We start from the raw sequence: 18,022 nt of genomic DNA, 5'->3' as shown, positions 1-18,022 counted from the left end.
GGGGCGGGCGGCCGCGCGGCCGGCCGCCCCGGGGCGGGCTACTCCACCGTCACGCTCTTCGCCAGGTTGCGCGGCTTGTCCACGTCGCGGCCGAGGGAGACGGCGGCGTGGTAGGCCAGCAGCTGGAGCGGGATGTTGAGCAGCAGCGGGTCCAGCTCGGGCTCGCTCTTGGGCACCAGGATGCAGTGGTCCGCGAGCTTCTCCTCGGGCCGCCGGTGGGCGACCGCGATGACCCGCCCGGAGCGGGCCTTGATCTCGCCCAGCGTGGTCAGGTTCTTGTCCAGCAGCTCGTCGTCCGGAACCAGTGCCACGGTGGGCAGTTCGGGGCTGATCAGCGCCAGCGGGCCGTGCTTGAGCTCGCTCGCCGGGTAGGCCTCGGCGTGCACGTAGGAGATCTCCTTGAGCTTCTGCGCGCCCTCGCGGGCCACCGGGAAGCCGCGCACCCGGCCGATGAACATCATGCCCGTCGACTCGGCGTACTCGGCGGCGAGTGCGGCGATCGCCTCGCTCTGCTCCAGCACCTCGCGGATCTGGTCGGGCAGCGCCTGGAGCGCCGAGACGATCCGGCGCCCGTCGGCGGGCGACAGGTCGTGGATGCGCCCGAAGTGCAGGGCGAGCAGCGCGAAGGCGACCACGGTGGAGGTGAAGGCCTTGGTCGAGGCGACGGAAACCTCGGGACCGGCGTGCAGGTAGATACCGCCGTCACACTCTCGGGCGATAGCACTGCCCACGGTGTTGACGACGCCGAGCACCCGGCCGCCCTTGCGCTTGATCTCCTGGACGGCGGCCAGCGTGTCGTAGGTCTCGCCGGACTGGCTGACCGCGACGTACAGGGTGTCCGCCTCGATCACCGGGTTGCGGTAGCGGAACTCCGAGGCCGGCTCGCTGTGCGCGGGGATGCGGGCCAGCTCCTCGATCAGCTGCGCGCCCATCTCGCCCGCGTAGTAGGCCGATCCGCAGCCGAGGATCTTCACCCGGCGGATCTCGCGCAGCTCCCTGGCGTCCAGGTTGAGGCCGCCGAGGTGGGCGGTGGCGAAGCGCTCGTCGAGGCGGCCGCTCAGGGTGCGCTCGACCGAGCCGGGCTGCTCGTGGATCTCCTTGAGCAGGAAGTGCTCGAAGCCGCCGGTGTCGTAGGAGTCGACCTCCCAGTCCACGGTGGACGGCTGGCGGTGCGTGGTGCGGGCGTCCGCGGTGAAGGTGCGGAAGCCGTCGGCCCGGACGGTGGCCAGCTCGCCGTCCTCCAGGTGGACGACCTGGCGGGTGTAGCGGACCAGCGCGGAGACGTCCGAGGCGGCGAACATCTCCTTCTCGCCGATGCCCAGCACGATCGGGCTGCCGTTGCGGGCGACCACGATGCGGTCCGGCCGCTCGGCGTCGAGCACCGCGATGCCGTAGGTGCCGACCACCCGGCCGAGCGCGGCGCGCACCGCGTCCTCCAGCTCCACGCCCTCGGCGACGTTCGCCGCGATCAGGTGGGCGAGCACCTCGGTGTCGGTCTCGGAGTGGAACACGGCGCCGTCGGCGGTGAGCTTGGCGCGCAGCTCGTCGGCGTTCTCGATGATGCCGTTGTGGACGACGGCGATCCGCTCGGCGTTGTCCAGGTGGGGGTGGGCGTTGGCGTCGCTGGGGACCCCGTGGGTGGCCCAGCGGGTGTGGCCGATGCCGGTGGTGCCCTTGAACCGGGCCGGCACGGCGGCGGCCAGGTCGGCGACCCGGCCCTTCACCTTGCGGAGCTTGATCCCGCCGCTGCGCCCGGTGACGGCGACGCCGGCCGAGTCGTAGCCGCGGTACTCCAGCCGCGCCAGCCCCTCCAGCAGGAAGGGGGTCGCGTCCTTGGGGCCGATGTAGGCCACGATTCCGCACATGCGTGGTCTCCTCTTCGAAGTCTTCGGAAGGTCGGGTACGGCGGTCCGGTCGGGAACCGCGGCTCGGTCGGGAAGAACAGCGGCTCGGACGGCTCGGACGGCTCAGCCGTAGACGATCCGCCGCAGCTGGCGGGCCGACAGCTCCGGCGCCGAGACCCGGCGCTGCGGCAGCTCCTCGGCGAGCCGGGCGAAGATCCGCTCGTTGGTCAGACCGCGTGCCTGGAGCTCGGTGTGGCGGCGGCGCACGTACTCCTCGGTGCTCTCGGAGAAGTACGCCAGCACCTCCGCCACGACCCGCGCCGCCTCCCGGGGCCCGAGCGGGCTGGTCCGGGTGAGGTGGGCGAGGAGGTCTTCGTGAGGGTGGGATGAGCTCGGCACGAATGAGGAGCCTAGGTCGGACTCCCCGCCGAAGCCAAAGTTTCTGCCCGAAATCGGGCAGACATTACGACTTTCAGACCATGTCCACACCTCCTTCACATTCGACCGCCGATCGACCACCCGATCACCCCCGTTCTCGAAAGCCCCTTGAAGCGACGCCAACTCCGCACGTAGCGTGACCCCCTGAACACGAAGCGGAAGACCGGAGGCTTGCGGATGTGCGGGATCACCGGATGGGTCGCGTTCGAGCGCGACCTCACCGCCGAACGGGGGGTCATCGAAGCGATGACGGCCACCCAGGTCCGTCGCGGCCCGGACGCCGGCGGCGTGCACCTGGAGCCGCACGCCGCGCTCGGCCACCGCCGGCTCGCGGTGATCGACATCGAGGGCGGCGTCCAGCCGATGACGGTCGAGCACGACGGCCGGACGCTGGCCGTGCTCACCTACAGCGGAGAGGTCTACAACCACCGCGAACTGCGCGCGGACCTGGAGGCGGCCGGGCACCGCTTCCGCACCCGCAGCGACACCGAGGTCGTGCTGCGCGCCTACCTGGAGTGGGGCGAGCACCTGGCCGAGCGGCTCAACGGCATGTTCGCCTTCGCGATCTGGGACGTGCGGCGCGAGGAGCTGCTGCTGGTCCGCGACCGGATGGGCGTCAAACCCCTGTACCTCCACCGCACCCCGGACGGCGTCATCTTCGGCTCCGAGGTCAAGGCCCTGCTCGCCCACCCCGCCGTCCGCCCGGTGGTGGACCTGGACGGGCTGCGCGAACTGCTCGGCTACACCCGCACCCCCGGCCTCACCCCGTACCGGGACATCCACGAGGTCCGGCCCGGGCACGTGGTGCGGGTGCGCCGCGAGGGCCTCACGGTGCGCCGCTACTGGGCACTGGAGGCGCGCGAGCACGGCGACAGCCTGGAGGCCACCGTCGCCACCGTCCGGGCCCTGCTGGACGACATCGTGCACCGCCAGCTGGAGGCGGACGTCCCGCTCTGCTCGCTGCTCTCCGGCGGCCTGGACTCCAGCGCCGTCACCGCCCTCGCCTCCCGGACGCTCGGCGCAACCGGGGCCGGCCCGGTGCGCTCCTTCTCCGTCGGCTTCGCCGGGCAGAGCGAGACCTTCCACGCCAACGACGTCCGGCAGACCCAGGACGGCCCGTTCGCCCGGCTGCTCGCCGAGCACGTGGGCGCCGACCACAGCGTCGTCGAGCTGGACGCCGCCGACCTGACGGACCCGTCCCGGCGCTCCGAGGTGCTGCGCGCCCGCGACCTGCCCAACGGCGTCGGCGACATGGACACCTCGCTGCTGCTGCTCTTCCGGGGCGTGCGCCGGCACTCCACCGTCGCGCTGTCCGGCGAGTCCGCGGACGAGCTCTTCGGCGGCTACCGCTGGTTCCACGACCCCGAGACCATCGCCGTCGAGGACTTCCCCTGGGCGCTCGGCCTCACCGGCATCGCCGGCGGCGGAGCCACCCCGCGCGAGTACCTCCTGGACGCCGAACTGCTCCGCAAGCTCGACCTGGACGGCTACCGCAGGGCCCGCTACCGCGAGGCGATCGCCGAGGTCCCGCACCTGCCGACGGCGGATCCGCTGGAACGGCGGATGCGCGAGATCTCGTACCTCAACCTGACCCGCTTCGTCTGCATCCTGCTGGACCGCAAGGACCGGATGAGCATGGCCAACGGCCTGGAGGTCCGGGTGCCGTTCTGCGACCACCGGCTGGTCCAGTACGTCTTCAACGCCCCGTGGGCGATGAAGACCTTCGACGGACGGGAGAAGAGCCTGCTGCGCGCCGCCGTCCGGGACGTGCTGCCGCCCGCGGTCGCCGAGCGGCCGAAGAGCCCGTACCCCGTCACCACGGACCCGCACTATCCGGCGAAGCTGCGCGCCGAGCTGGCCCGGCTCGCCGTCGAGCGCACCTCCCCGGCCCTGGACCTGCTCGACCGGCGGCGCCTGACCGACGCGCTCGCGCCGGACACCGACCCGCAGTCCGTCCGACTGGCCGTGGACCTCGCGCTGGACTTCGACGCCTGGCTGACGGAGTACCGGGTGACGCTGGAGCTGTGAACGCGGGCGCGCCCGGGCCCCCGAGAGGGGCCCGCGGGGCGCCGGGGCGCGGGTGCCACCACCCGGACGGCGCAGTTGGCGACGCCCGCGCCCCCATACTCCGTCCGGGTGATTGTGTGGAGCCCCATCCCGCCGGGCCCCGCGGTCCCAGGGTGCGGTAGCGTCGCCGACACCTCCCGAACGGCGGGCGAATACGCGGATTACCCGCTCATCTGCCGTCAGGATGGAAGCGAAACGTTCACCTCGATCCGCCGGGGGATCCCGTCATGCAGCCGCGAGTCTTCGTGATTCTCACCGCCCTGCTCCTGGGCGTCCTGGGCCTGGGGTCGGTGGCCGTCACCGACTGGTCGCCCGCGGCGGCCACCGCGTCCCAGGCCGTCGCCCCCGCGGGCCCCGCCGCCGGCGCCAAGCCGGCCGCGGCCGGTGCCGCGAGCGTCACCCCGACCGGCGACCCGGCGGTGTGGACCCGCTCCACGCTGCGCAACAAGCTGATGGCCGAGATGGACGCCACCGACCCCGGCATCGCCCTGGCCGACCTCGACAAGATCACCAAGGAGAAGCCGTACACCGTGCGCTTCTGCCACCCGATCGCGCACGAGCTCGGCCACGCGGCGGTCAAGCGCTTCAACGCCGACTTCCAGAAGGTCATCTCCTTCCCGCACGAGACCTGCGCGGCCGGCTACCTGCACGGCGCGGTCGAGGAGATGCTCAACGCCTCCGCCCAGCCCGAGACGGACCTGCTCAAGCTCTGCGCCCCCAAGAACAGCGGCCCCTGCATCCACGGCGTCGGCCACGGCACGATGTTCGTCGTCAAGCAGGACGTCGCCAAGGCCCGCGACCTGTGCAACAAGTTCCCCTCCGACCAGAACCGGATCCGCTGCTCCGAGGGCCTGTTCATGCAGCTCTTCGGACCGGACGAGGAGGACGAGCAGGCCAAGGCCAACCTGCCCGCCGACAAGCTCGCCCAGGACCCGCTCTACCCGTGCAAGGACCAGCCGGCGCTGTTCCAGTCCGCCTGCTTCTTCTACGCCCCGACGTTCTACCTGTCCTCGCACGACTACCCGAACCACCCCGAGGTCTACGCCGAGGCCCTCAAGTGGTGCCTCAACGGCAAGGCGAGCGGCGGGGCGGTGGACTGCAGCCGCGGCGTCGGCTCGCGCACCATGAAGTACAACCTGGACCGCGAGGACTGGGCGGCCGAGCAGTGCGCCACCGCCGCCGACGGCTGGCAGCGCAAGGCCTGCGCCGAGGGCCTGGTCAGCTACTACACGGTCAACTACACCGACGGGGGCGCGGCCGGACGGCTCTGCGCCAAGATCACCAACAAGGAGATGCAGGGCTACTGCCGCTCGGCGAGCGGCCTGTCCAGCTCGCTGGACTGACGCCCCGGTCCACCCGGACCGACACCCCCGGTCTCAGCATGAGGGCCCGCGCCGCACGGCGCGGGCCCGTTTGCGTAGGATCACCCGACCATCGCCTGATCAGGGTGCGCCAAGGACGCCGCGCCTCGCCCCGCCCCCCGGCCTCCCTGGAGCACGCCATGACCATCGAGGACATCCCCGGCGCCGATTTCCGCCGTGCCGCCCACGCCACCGCCGACCTGGTCTCCGACTACCTCGCCGAACTGCCCGGGCGCCCGGTCTGGCAGCCCATGGACGAGGCCGCCCGCCGGGCCCTGCTCGACGCCCCGCTGCCCGCCGAGGGCCGCCCGCTCGACGAGCTGGTCGGCGCCATCGGGCGGGACGTCCTCCCGTACCCGATGGGCAACGGCAACCCGCGCTTCTTCGGCTGGGTCAACTCCGCCCCCGCCCCCGCCGGGGTGCTCGCCACCCTCGCCGCCTCCGCGATGAACCCCAGCTCGGCCGGCGGCGACCACGCCGACGTCCACCTGGAGCGCGCCGTGGTCCGCTGGATAGCCGAGCTGGTCGGCTTCCCGCACCCGGCCGGCGGCGGCCTGCTCACCTCCGGCACCTCGATGGCGACCATCGTCTGCCTCGCCGCCGCCCGCAACCGCGCCGCCCACCGGGCCGGCCGGGACGTCCGCGAGGAGGGCCTCGCGGGCCTGCCCCCACTGGTCGGCTACGTCACCGGCGAGACCCACTCCTGCGTCCGCAAGGCCGCCGAACTCCTCGGCCTCGGCAGCCGGCACCTGCGCACCGTGGCCACCGGCCCCGACGGCCGGCTGGACACCGCCGACCTGCGAGCGGCCGTCGAGCGCGACCGCGCGGCCGGCCTGCTGCCCTTCCTGGTGGTCGCCTCCGCGGGCACCGTCGGCGCCGGCGCGGTGGACGAGTTCGGCCCGATCGCCGACCTCTGCGAGGAGCAGGGCCTCTGGCTGCACGTGGACGGCGCCTACGGCGCCTTCGGCCGGCTCGACCCGGCCATCGCCGACCGCTACGCCGGCCTGGAGCGCGCCGACTCGCTCGCCCTCGACCCGCACAAGTGGCTCGGCGTCCCGGTCGACTGCGGCTGCGCGCTGGTCCGCGACACCGAGGAGCTGCGCGGCACCTTCAGCCTCGTCCCGTCCTACCTGCGCGACGAGTCGGCCGGCGCGCTCGGCTGGTTCTCCGAGTACGGCACCGAGCAGACCCGCCCCTTCCGGGCCCTCAAGGTCTGGGCCACCATCGCCCACAAGGGCCGCACCGGCCTCGCCCAGGACATCGCCCACTGCACCGCGCTGGCCCGACGACTCGGCGAACTCGTCGAGGCAGACGAGGAGTTGGAGCTGCTCACCGAGGTGCAGACCTCGATCGTGGCGTTCCGCCACCGCGCCCCCGGACTGGACGACGCCGCCCGCGACGCCCTCAACCGCGACCTCCCCGTCGCCGTCCAGCGGCGCGGCCGGGTCTTCGTCACCGGCGCCCGCCTCGGCGCCGCCGAGATGCTCCGCGCCTGCCTGCTCAACGCCGCCACCACGGAGGACGACCTGCACCTCCTGCTCGCCGAGGTCAAGGCCGCGGCCGCCGAGCTGCTCGGATAACGGTGCCGGATCCGCACCCACCACCCCGGCCCGCCCGGCGGGCGCGGATCCGACCCGCGGTCAGTTGCTGCCGGGGTCGTTCGGGTGCGGTTCCAGGGCCGTCACCGTGGCGGTCATCCACGGCCACATCGGCAGGGTGCCGAGCACCTTCTCCCGGAGTTCCGCCTCGTCGGCCGCCCGCCAGACGCCGATGCTGCGCCGCTCGCCGACCGGCCGCCACAGCCGCGCCAGGTGGCCGGTGGCGGCCAGCTCGCGGGCGCGGACGGCCTCGGCGGCACGGCGGCGGTCCACCTCCTCCTCGGGGGTGCCCGCGGGCACGGCGGTCGTGATCTCGACCAGGAACTCGTTCACGGCAAGGCTCCGTTCTCCAGGGGTCCGCGGCGGGGTCACACCTCTCGCCGCCCTTTGCGCTACCAGGTCTCGCAACCGCCCTCACCGCGCCGGCGGGGGCGCGGTGAGGGCGAGCCGTCTCAGCCCCGCCCGGCGGGCCGCACCGTGCAGGCCGCGTCGGCGAGCATCGACCCGAAGCCGCCGAGCAGGGCGCCGATCACCTGGTGGCAGGCGGCGGCCTCCCCAGGCGTCTTGGGGCCGTTGTCGGCGGCACCGGCCGGCCGGGCGAGGGCGAGCGGCGCGGCCAGCAGCAGGGCGCAACAGGCTGTCGCCAGTGCGGAGTTCCTCACGGACGTGAAAGCGGACATCGGAAAGCCCCTTCGGAAGGAGTCGGGATCGGTGGTAAGCCGAGCCATCCCTATCCGAAGGGGCTCCCCCGCTCAGGGATCCTGGGCCATTCGTGAGCGTTTCCGGAGCATTCGATCAGAAGCGGCATCCGGTCAGCGCCCCGGACGCTCGCCGGGCACCGTCCGCTCCACCTCCCGGATCGCGGCGGCCAGCTCGGCCACCCCGTGCTCCCGCAGCACCCCGTAGTGGTCGCCGGCCAGGTCGACCACGGTGGGCGGGGCCGCCGAGTAGCCGCTGCGGCCCTCGAGGAAGGAGTAGTCGTCGCCCGCTGCCCTGAAGAGGGTCACCGGCGCCTCCAGCCGCCGCTCGGCGAGTTCGCCGAAGCTGTACTCGAACTCGTAGGTCTCACCGACGATCCCGGTGATCCGCCGGATCAGCTCCTCGTCCAGCTCCGGCAGCATCCGGTGCACCAAGGCGACGAAGGTCGGCTCGTCCACCGTCTCGGCCAGGCAGCGTTCCAGGTCGGGGCCGGCGATCCGACCGGTGAACACCCCGAACAGGATGGTCAGGTACACCGGGTCGGTGTACGAGGCCTCACGGCCCCGCCGACGGCCGTCGTCCCGGCGCACCTTCGGGTTGCCGGGGCAGATCAGCAGCAGGCGCTCCACCCGCTGCCCGGCCCGCTCCAGCTGCCAGGCCGCCTCGAAGGCGACCCGGGCGCCGAAGGAGAAGCCCCACAGCGTGTACGGGCCCCGCGGCTGCACCCCGCGCAGCTCGGCGACGTCGGCGGCGGCCATCTCCCGGATGGTCGGGTACGGCCTCTCGCCGGGGTTGATGCCGTACGCCTGGACGCCGTAGAACGCCCGGTCCCCGCTCGCCTCGCGGCCGAGCGGCCGCAGGTTCATCGGGTAGCCGCCGAGGCCCGGCCAGCAGAACACCGCCCGGCCGGCGTCGCCCGGGTGCAGCGGTATCAGCCGGGGGGCCGGGCCGGTGCGGCCGCTTTCCCCGCTGCCCTCCCCGCGCGCCCACTCGATGCGCGCGGCCAGGTCGCCGAGCCGGGGGCACTGGAAGAGCACCTGCAGCGGCAGGGCGACGCCGAACTCCCGGTTGATCCGGTTGACCAGGGCGACGGCGATCAGCGAGTTCCCGCCGACGGCGAAGAACTCGTCCGTCACCGACACGTCCTCGTAGTTCAGCGCCCGCCCCCAGGCCTCGGCCAGCCAGCGCTCGGACCCGGTGGCCGGGGCGACGAACTCGCCGCGCACGTCGGCCGTACGGACGGCCTCGGACGCGGCCAGCGCCTTGAGGTCCACCTTGCCGTTCGCGGTGAGCGGCAGGGCGTCCAGCACCAGCACCCGGTTGGGCAGCATGTAGTCGGGCAGCAGGGTGGCCAGCTCCTCCTTGATGATCTCGGCCGGGCCCTTCATGTGGACGGTGTCCTCGTGCATGCCCTCGCTGCGGATCTGCTCCTCGCTCACCTTGCCGCCGAGGAAGAAGTACGACGGTCCCGGGGTGATGCCGCGGCCGGCCAGGATCTCGTCGATGCGGCGTGCGGCGGGCAGCGGGTGGCCGGACTTGGAGCTGTAGCCGGAGGACATGAAGCCCAGGGCCAGGCCGTTGCGCTGGAGGCGGTGCAGCACCGCGCCGAGTTCGACGTACCGCAGCCACTCCTCCTCGGCGCGGCTGACGGCGGTGATGCCGAACGAGGCCCGGGCGTAGACGGCCTGGTTGATCGCGATCACGTGCCGGGACTCCACCACCTCCTCCGACACGTGCGTCAACCCGCCGTCGGCGTACCGGTAGAGGCCGCCGGGCAGGCCGTCCACCCGGCCCTCGTGGGCCTGGACGTACAGCTCGACGCGCTCGGCCCGCGCCGGGCCGCCGGCCCGGACGACGGCGAAGCCGCCCAGGTAGTGGTCCTCCTCGGCGACGTCCAGCCGGTCCTTGACCGCCGGGTCGAGGCCGAGCGGGCGCACGTCCAGCCCGTACCCGGGCAGCACCTCCGCCAGGACGCCCAGCATGTGGCCGGTCTCGAACTCCAGCACCTCCCGGATGTTGTTCTTGTAGACCGGCTCGACGGCGCCGTGCTTCCCGGAGAAGTGCAGCGTCAGGTAGGCCTCGGGCGCGGGCTCGGCGGGCCCGATCCGGACCAGGGCGTGCTCGACCGGGTGGTAGTAGTACAGCCCGGCGGCGAGCCCGTCCAGGCCGCCGGTCTCCAGGTACAGCTGGGTCGCGTACAGCGCGCCGGGCGAGGCGTAGGAGTACTTGGGCAGCAGCCGCTCCTCGCTGTGGAACTGGCCGAACCACCGCAGGGCGCGGCCGAGTTCGGGCAGGCTCAGGGGCTCCGGGTCGCGGCCGCGGGCGGCGGCCGGGCGCGGGGCGAGCAGCGCGGTGAGGTCGTCCCGGGTGACGGTGCCGCCCTCGTAGAACCGGTAGGTCTTGCGGGCGAAGGTCTCCCGGCGCTGGGTCTCGGTCTCCTTCCGTCCGGGCAGCTCGACCCGTTCGCGGCCGGCCAGTCCGCTCCGGTCGCGCAGGCCCGGGTCGGACAGCTGGGCCTTGACCTGGAGCTTGCTGGCCTTGGACTGGTGGTGGCCGCCGTGGCTGCCCTGGTCCATCAGGGCGGCCTCGCGCGGGTCGAGTTCGACGCAGGCGACCAGGTTCGGGTGCCCGGTGCGATCGTCCCCGGTGACGACCGCGGCCGAGCGGCGCACCCAGGTGTGCTCCTCGATCGCGCGGGCGATCTCGTCCAGCTCGACCCGGTACCCGCGCAGCTTGACCTGGTTGTCCACCCGGCCGGCGAACTGCAGGGTGCCGTCCGGGTTCCACCGCACGAGGTCGCCGGTGCGGTACAGCCGCTCGCCGGAGTCGAACGGGGCGCGGACGAACCGCTCCGCGGTCAGCTCCGGCCGGTTCAGGTAGCCGCGGGCGAGCTGGACGCCGCCGATGTACAGCTCGCCGACGCCGTCGGCGGCGACCGGCAGCAGCTCCTCGTCGAGGACGTAGCACCGGGTGTCGGCCACCGGCAGGCCGATCGGCACCGAGCCCGCGCCGTCGCCCGGGTCGGCCGGGTCCACCAGGTGCGAGGTGGCGTTGATGGTGCACTCGGTCGGACCGTACAGGTTGACCAGCGCGGCCTGCGGCAGGGCCTGGAGCAGGTCACGGGCGAGCCGCCGGGAGAGGGCCTCGCCGCCGGCGAACACCCGGGTCAGGCCGGTGCAGTCGGTGAAGCCCTCGGTGTCCAGCAGCGCCCGCAGCAGGGTGGGCACGCACTGGAGCGCGGTCACCCGGTGCCGCCGGACGGCGGCGACCAGCGCCTCCGGGTCGCGGTACAGGCCGGGCGTGCCGGCCACCACCCGGGCGCCGACGGCGGGGGCGAGGATCTCCCACTGCGCGGCGTCGAAGCTCATCGGGGTCTTCTGCAGCACCGTGACCTCGGGGTCCAGGTGCCCGGCGGAGTGCATCCAGCGCAGCTGGGAGACCACCGAGCGGTGCTCGATCATCACGCCCTTGGGCCGGCCGGTGCTGCCCGAGGTGTAGATCACGTAGGCGAGCGACTCCGGTGCGGCGGCCTCCTGCGCCGCTTCCTCCGCCGCCGGGTCCGGCACCGGCTCGGCGTCCTCGAAGGTGACGACCGCGGTCCCGGCGGGGGCCAGCGCGGCGAGCCGCTCGCGCAGGTGCGCCTGGGTGAGCACGATCCGGGTGCCGCTGTCCTCGATCATGTAGCGGAGCCGGTCCTCGGGGTACTCGGGCGACAGCGGCAGGTAGCCGGCCCCGGCGTGGAGCACGCCCCAGGCACCGGCGACCAGCTCGACGGACGGCTCGACGTACAGGCCGACGCAGTCGTCCGGGCCGGCGCCCAGGCGGCGCAGCCGTACGGCCAGCCGGCGGGCCGTCCCGGACAGCTCGCGGAAGGTGAGGCCGCCGCCCTCACCGAGGACGGCCGGCGCGTCGGGCCGGATGCCCGCCTGCCGGTCGAGCAGGCCGGTCAGCGCGGTGCCGACCGGAGCACGGCGGGCGTGCGGGACGGCGGGGGTGGCGGTGTCGGTGTCGGTGGTGGGGACGGACGAGGTGTTGCGCATGAGAAAACGACTTTCGACGGTGTGTGGACGTGAGGGCCCGCTGCTCCTGCTCACCAGGAGCACCGGGATCGCCACCCACCGTCGGCCGCCCGGCGTCCCGGCCGCATGAGGCACCGGTCGGGACCTGCGCCGGTGCCGTCCCGGCCGGCCCGCCCGACGTCCCGGGCGGGAGCCCGACCGGTCCCACGCCGCCCGACCGCCTCCCGGGCATTCGCGCGTTCACGATCACGTAACCGAACGGAAGCGCACCGTCGGTAGCGTCGGCGATATGAAGGCATCCCGCACGCGCGCCGAACGGCTCTGGCACCGGCCCTTCCGCAGGTCCGACCGCAGGTGCGCGGCGCCCCAGGGCCAGGCCACCCGGCTGCCCGCGCTCACCGGCGGCCCGTACCGGACCGGCCGGTCGCAGCCGCCCGCGGAGCATGCCGCCCGCCAGGCGCCGGAGGCCCCGTCCCGGCTGTCCCTGCCGGACGGGACCGAACTGCTGCTGCGCCCGGCCGGGCCGGCCGACCGGGCGGCGGCACTGGCGATGCACGGCCGCTGCTCCCCCGCCGCGCTGCGGCTGCGCTACCACGGCCCGGTCCGCGACGCCGGCCGCTACCTGGACCACCTGCTGGACCCCCGGCACGGCCGCAGCCTCGTCGTGACCGCCCCGGACGGGCGGGTCGTCGCGCTCGGGCACCTGATGTGGGACGACGGCGAGGCCGAGCTGGCCGTCCTGGTCGAGGACGCCTGGCAGCGGCGCGGACTGGGCCTGGCACTGCTGCGGCGGCTGTCGGCGGCGGCCCGGGCGGCCGGCGTGGGGACGGTGTACGCGGTGACCCACGGCGACAACACCGGGCTGATCGCCGCGATGCGACGGCTGGACGCGCCGCTGGACTTCCGGGCCGAGGACGGCACCCTGGTGATCACCGCCACGTTGGCCGCCGCGGATCCGGCCGGATGCGCCCACCGTCCGGACCGCTGATCATTTCTTCACCAGATCCTTACCCGGGCCGCTCGGGAACCCTGCGGTGCCCGTGGAGCGTCGTGAAGGAGTGGGGGTTTGGAGCCGATCCCTTGGGGCTGCTCCGTACACCGCTCTCCCCGGCGGACCGTCGGCGACGCCCGCGAACGCGTCGCAGCAGGCGGCACGGGGTCCGGATCGTCCGGTCGGGCTACGGAGTCGGTAGGCTGACCCCCGTCCCCGCCGCCCGTCGGCCCGTTATCCGGCCACGGGTGGTGCCGCAGCAAGGAGGAACCACTGAGCATGGCAGGCACCGAATCGGAGCCCACAGGCGCACGCGACGCCTCGCTGCCGGCCCGCGCCAAGATCGCGGTCACCGCCGGCCGGGTCGCCGCCGCCGTGTCGCGCAAGGCCGGGCGCGGGAGCGGCTCGGTGATCGGCGGCAAGGTCGCCCTCAAGCTCGACCCCGACCTGCTCGCCACCCTCGCCGACCACCTCGACGTCGTCCTGGTCAGCGCGACCAACGGCAAGACCACCACCACCCGCCTGATCGCCGAGGCGCTGCGCGCCGCCGGCCCGGTGGTCTCCAACGCCCTGGGCGCCAACATGCCGGCCGGCATCACCTCCGCCCTGGCCGGCGGCACCGACGCGCGCTTCGGCGTGATCGAGGTCGACGAGAAGTACCTGGCGACGGTCGCCCGCGACACCCGCCCCAAGGCGATCGCCCTGCTCAACCTCTCCCGTGACCAGCTCGACCGCGCCGCCGAGACCCGGATGATGGCCGAGAAGTGGCGCGAGGGCCTGCAGAACACCGAGGCCGTGGTCATCGCCAACGCCGACGACCCGCTGGTGACCTGGGCCGCCTCCTCCTGCAAGAAGGTGGTCTGGGTGGCCGCCGGACAGGCCTGGAAGGAGGACGCCTGGTCCTGCCCCGCCTGCGGCGGCGTCATGCAGCGCCCCGGCGACGACTGGTTCTGCCAGGACTGCGGCTTCCGCCGGCCCAACCCGCACTGGGCGCTCCAGGGCACCCACGTGATCGACCCGCAGCGCGGCGCCTGGCCGATCCAGCTCCAGCTGCCGGGCCGGGCCAACCTGGCCAACGCCACCAGCTCGGCCGCCGTCGCCGCCGTGTTCGGCGTCGCCCCGCAGGTCGCCCTGGAGCGGATGCGCTCGGTGGCCGCCGTGGCCGGCCGCTACGACGTGGTCCAGTACCAGGGCCGGGACATCCGCCTGCTGCTGGCCAAGAACCCGGCCGGCTGGCTGGAGACCTTCTCGCTGATCGACGGCCCGCCCGCCCCGGTGATCCTCTCCGTCAACGCCCTCGACGCCGACGGCACCGACACCTCCTGGCTGTGGGACGTCGACTACGAGCGCCTCGCCGGGCACCCGGTCTTCGTGATGGGCCAGCGCAAGCTGGACCTGGCCGTCCGCCTGGAGGTCGCCGGGCTCCAGTTCCACGTGGTGGACACCCTGGAGCAGGCCGTCCGGATGGCCCCGCCCGGCCGGATCGAGGCCATCGCCAACTACACCGCCTTCCAGCAGCTGCGGAAGGTCGTGGCCGGCTGATGCCGCGCCCGCACACCAGTCTTTACGTGACGGAAGGCCTTCGAGGATGAGTGAGAGCAGCCTGCGCGTGGTCTGGGTCTACCCGGACCTGCTCAGCACCTACGGCGACCGGGGCAACGCCCTGGTCGTGGAGCGCCGGGCCCGCCAGCGCCACCTCAACGTGACCCGGATCGACGTCCGCTCCGACCAGGCGATCCCCACCAGCGGTGACATCTACCTGATCGGCGGCGGCGAGGACCGCCCGCAGCGCCTGGCCGCCGAGCGGCTGCGCGCCGACACCGGCCTGGTGCGGGCCGCCGAGAACGGTGCGATCATCTTCGGCGTCTGCGCCGGTTTCCAGATCATGGGCCACGAGTTCATCAACGACCTCGGCGAGCGCGAGCCGGGCCTGGGCCTGCTCGACGTCTGGACCACCCGCGGCGAGGGCGCCCGCTGCGTCGGCGACGTGCTCGCCGACGTCGACCCCCGGCTCGGCCTGCCGCAGCTGACGGGCTTCGAGAACCACCAGGGCGTCACCCACCTCGGCCAGGGCGTGCAGCCCTTCGCCACCGTCAGCGTCGGCCGTGGCAACGGCACCGGTGACGGCACCGAGGGCGCCTGGCGGGACACCGTGTTCGGCACCTACCTGCACGGGCCGGTGCTGGCCCGCAACCCCGCCGTGGCCGACATGCTGCTGAAGCTGGCGCTGGACGTCAGCGCGCTGCCGCCGGCGGACACCACCTGGTACGACGCGCTGCGCGCCGAGCGCATCACGGCCGCGACGCGCCCCCAGTAGTACATCCGTACGCCCCGGCCGGGTGCCCGCCATGCGGTCACCCGGTCCGCGGGCGGCCCCGGAAGTACCACAATGGGGCTGCCTACTGCACACCCTCCTCGGCAGCAGGCTGCAATTCCGCGCGGGGGCGCCGACGGCGCCGCTCCCGCGTCGGCTCCTGCCCGGCCGGACCAGGGGCCGTATGCTCGACTTCGCGGCCGTTTTCGGGCGTTATGTCCGGATCGGCCGGTCCTTCACCCCTCGGCCATCTCCCCGCCACCCCGGTGTGGGAGCGACCCGTTACGGTGACGGCTCGTCGTCCCAGCCTGTAGTCCGGCCGTTCCTCGGTTCTGCTCGGGAGTTGCAAAGCTAATGCGTATTGGAGTGCTGACCAGCGGCGGTGACTGCCCCGGCCTGAACGCGGTGATCCGCTCCGTGGTCCACCGGGGGGTGGTCGACCACGGCGACGAGATCATCGGGTTCGAGGACGGGTGGCGCGGATTCCTGGAGGGCCACCACCGCCCCCTGACCCTGGACTCGGTGAGCGGCATCCTGGCCCAGGGCGGCACCATCCTCGGTTCCTCCCGGGTCCAGCCGAGCCACCTCCGGGACGGCGTCGAGCGGGCCAGGAAGTACTGCTCCGACCTCGGCCTGGACGCGGTCATCCCGATCGGCGGCGAGGGCACCCTGAAGGCCGCCAAGCTGATGAGCGACGCGGGCCTGCCGATCGTCGGCGTGCCCAAGACCATCGACAACGACATCGCCGCCACCGACGTGACCTTCGGCTTCGACACCGCCGTCTCGGTGGCCACCGAGGCGCTGGACCGCCTGAAGACCACCGCCGAGTCCCACCAGCGGGTCATGGTCGTCGAGGTCATGGGCCGCCACACCGGGTGGATCGCGCTGAACGCGGGCATGGCGGCCGGCGCGCACGCCATCGTCGTCCCGGAGCGCCCGTTCCACATCGACAAGCTCACCGAGGTCGTCCGCGAGCGCTTCGACCGCCAGAAGAAGTTCGCCATCGTGGTCTGCGCCGAGGGCGCCAAGCCCGAGCCCGGCACCATGCACTGGGAGGAGGGCACCAAGGACATCTACGGCCACGAGCGGTTCACCGGCATCGCCACCCAGCTCTCCCGCGAGCTGGAGCACCGCCTCGGCAAGGAGGCCCGCCCGGTGATCCTCGGCCACACCCAGCGCGGCGGCACCCCGACCGCCTACGACCGGGTGCTCGCCACCCGCTTCGGCTGGCACGCCGTCGAGGCCGTCCACAAGGGCGCCTTCGGGCACATCACCGCGCTGCAGGGCACCAACATCAACCTGGTGCCGCTGGCCGAGGCGGTCGCCGAGCTGAAGACCGTGCCGCAGGACCGCTACCTGGAGGCCGAGACGGTCATCTGACCGCCCGCCCGCACCCGCAGGCCCCCGGACCCGCCGCGCGCGGTCCGGGGGCCTCGTGCTCGCCGGATCCGGTGGGCGCGGCCCGGCCCCGGCCGTTAGCGTGTCGGGCATGGAGATCCTCGCTTACGGAGTGCAGGCCGACGAACGGCCCCTGCTGGAGCGGGCCTTCGCCGGCCGGCACGGGCTTCGCTGCCTGGACGTGTTCCTCAACCGCGACACCGCGCCGCTGGCCGTCGGCTACCCGGCCGTCAGCAGCAGCGTCAACGCCGTCCTGGACGCCGAGACCCTCGCGGCGCTGGCGGCGGGCGGCACCGAACTCGTCGCCCAGCGTTCCACCGGCTTCAACAACATCGACCTCGACGCCGCCGCCGAGCTCGGCCTCACCATCGCCCGGGTCTCCCACTACAGCCCGTACTCGGTGGCCGAACACGCCTGGGCCCTCGCCCTGGCCGTCAACCGCCGCCTCACCCGCGCCGCCAACCGCACCCGCGAGTTCGACTTCCGCCTCGACGGCCTGCTCGGCCGGGACGTCCACGGCATGACGGTCGGCGTGATCGGCACCGGCAAGATCGGCGAGTGCTTCGCCCGGATCGCGGCCGGCTTCGGCACCGAACTCCTCGGCTGGGACATCGCCCCCAACCCGGCCTGCCTGGACCTCGGCATGCACTACACCGAACTGCCCGAACTCCTCACCCGCGCCGACCTGGTGAGCCTCCACGTGCCCCTGCTCCCCGCCACCCACCACCTGATCGACGGGAGCGCCCTGGCCCGGATGAAGGACGACGCCATCCTCGTCAACTCCAGCCGCGGCGGCCTCATCGACAGCGCCGCCCTGGTCGAGACCCTGCGCGCCGGACGCCTCTCCGGCGTCGGCCTCGACGTCTACGAGGAGGAGACCGGCCTCTTCTTCACCGACCGCTCCATCCAGGGCATCACCGACGACACCCTCGCCCGCCTCGTCACCTTCCCCCAGGTCCTCGTCACCAGCCACCAGGCCTACTTCACCCACACCGCCGTCGGCCAGATCATCGACGCCACCGCCCGCAACATCGACGACTACGCCGCCGGCCGCCGCAACGAGAACACCCTCGTGCCCAGGAGCTGACCCACGAGCCGGATCACCGGCGCACCGAAACCGATCCGACGCCGCGGGGATCCGGCGCTCGCGCCGCGCCCCGGTCACGACCGCCACGTGGACGGCGACGACCGGCCGCTTTCCGCCCCCGAACCATCACGATTGCCTAACTGACCGTCAATTCACAGAATCTGCTTACGCTTTCCTCTCGCCATCCGTAGTCTTCCGACCCGACC

13 protein-coding genes are annotated in these 18,022 nt (G+C 73.3%); 8 read left to right on the top strand and 5 right to left on the bottom strand.

Going from position 1 to position 18,022, the window contains the following annotated elements:
• Positions 1–38 precede the first annotated feature (38 nt).
• Positions 39–1,865: a glutamine--fructose-6-phosphate transaminase (isomerizing) gene (gene glmS / locus ACIQ87_RS07665; RefSeq protein ID WP_402403030.1), complete on the bottom strand. Its 1,827-nt coding sequence runs from the start codon at positions 1,863–1,865 to the stop codon at positions 39–41.
• Positions 1,866–1,967: 102 nt separating this feature from the next.
• Positions 1,968–2,243, bottom strand: a complete 276-nt coding sequence (locus tag ACIQ87_RS07660) for a hypothetical protein (protein ID WP_359817625.1) — start codon at positions 2,241–2,243, stop codon at positions 1,968–1,970.
• 216 nt (positions 2,244–2,459) lie between these two features.
• Between ACIQ87_RS07660 and asnB the strand changes: the two genes are divergently transcribed.
• The 3 genes from asnB (at position 2,460) to ACIQ87_RS07645 (ending at position 7,290) form a co-directional block, all read left to right on the top strand.
• Positions 2,460–4,310, top strand: a complete 1,851-nt coding sequence (gene asnB / locus ACIQ87_RS07655; RefSeq protein WP_402403028.1) for an asparagine synthase (glutamine-hydrolyzing) — start codon at positions 2,460–2,462, stop codon at positions 4,308–4,310.
• 266 nt (positions 4,311–4,576) lie between these two features.
• Positions 4,577–5,692, top strand: coding sequence for a hypothetical protein (locus ACIQ87_RS07650; RefSeq protein WP_402403026.1), 1,116 nt, complete (start codon positions 4,577–4,579; stop codon positions 5,690–5,692).
• Between the two features lie 158 nt (positions 5,693–5,850).
• The gene (locus tag ACIQ87_RS07645) at positions 5,851–7,290 is read left to right on the top strand and encodes a pyridoxal phosphate-dependent decarboxylase family protein (protein WP_402403023.1); all 1,440 of its coding nucleotides are present in this window, start codon (positions 5,851–5,853) and stop codon (positions 7,288–7,290) included.
• Positions 7,291–7,350: 60 nt separating this feature from the next.
• Here ACIQ87_RS07645 and ACIQ87_RS07640 read toward each other — a convergent pair whose 3' ends face one another.
• The 3 genes from ACIQ87_RS07640 to ACIQ87_RS07630 form a co-directional block, all read right to left on the bottom strand.
• A complete protein-coding gene (locus tag ACIQ87_RS07640; RefSeq protein WP_402403020.1) occupies positions 7,351–7,641 on the bottom strand; it encodes a muconolactone Delta-isomerase family protein in 291 nt (96 codons plus the stop codon).
• Positions 7,642–7,760: 119 nt separating this feature from the next.
• Positions 7,761–7,988: a hypothetical protein gene (locus tag ACIQ87_RS07635; RefSeq protein WP_402403018.1), complete on the bottom strand. Its 228-nt coding sequence runs from the start codon at positions 7,986–7,988 to the stop codon at positions 7,761–7,763.
• Positions 7,989–8,120: 132 nt separating this feature from the next.
• A complete protein-coding gene (locus ACIQ87_RS07630; RefSeq protein ID WP_402403015.1) occupies positions 8,121–12,047 on the bottom strand; it encodes an amino acid adenylation domain-containing protein in 3,927 nt (1,308 codons plus the stop codon).
• Positions 12,048–12,315: 268 nt separating this feature from the next.
• On the opposite strand from ACIQ87_RS07630, the gene ACIQ87_RS07625 reads away from it, so the two are divergent.
• The 5 genes from ACIQ87_RS07625 (at position 12,316) to ACIQ87_RS07605 (ending at position 17,816) form a co-directional block, all read left to right on the top strand.
• The gene (locus ACIQ87_RS07625) at positions 12,316–13,014 is read left to right on the top strand and encodes a GNAT family N-acetyltransferase (RefSeq protein WP_402403013.1); all 699 of its coding nucleotides are present in this window, start codon (positions 12,316–12,318) and stop codon (positions 13,012–13,014) included.
• A gap of 282 nt (positions 13,015–13,296) precedes the next feature.
• Positions 13,297–14,559 (top strand): MurT ligase domain-containing protein, encoded by a 1,263-nt coding sequence (locus ACIQ87_RS07620; RefSeq protein WP_224281748.1) that lies wholly within the window; start codon positions 13,297–13,299, stop codon positions 14,557–14,559.
• Between the two features lie 46 nt (positions 14,560–14,605).
• Positions 14,606–15,334: a type 1 glutamine amidotransferase gene (locus tag ACIQ87_RS07615; protein WP_402403009.1), complete on the top strand. Its 729-nt coding sequence runs from the start codon at positions 14,606–14,608 to the stop codon at positions 15,332–15,334.
• Between the two features lie 351 nt (positions 15,335–15,685).
• On the top strand, positions 15,686–16,711 hold the full coding sequence (locus ACIQ87_RS07610; protein ID WP_392876160.1) for a 6-phosphofructokinase: 1,026 nt from the start codon (positions 15,686–15,688) through the stop codon (positions 16,709–16,711).
• 109 nt (positions 16,712–16,820) lie between these two features.
• The gene (locus ACIQ87_RS07605; RefSeq protein ID WP_402403006.1) at positions 16,821–17,816 is read left to right on the top strand and encodes a 2-hydroxyacid dehydrogenase; all 996 of its coding nucleotides are present in this window, start codon (positions 16,821–16,823) and stop codon (positions 17,814–17,816) included.
• Positions 17,817–18,022: the final 206 nt, after the last annotated feature.

The organism is Kitasatospora sp. NPDC096204, from assembly GCF_044763205.1.
In the GTDB taxonomy this organism is placed as follows: domain Bacteria; phylum Actinomycetota; class Actinomycetes; order Streptomycetales; family Streptomycetaceae; genus Kitasatospora.
Note: the sequence above shows the minus strand (reverse complement) of the source record. Positions and strands in the feature narration are given on the sequence as shown.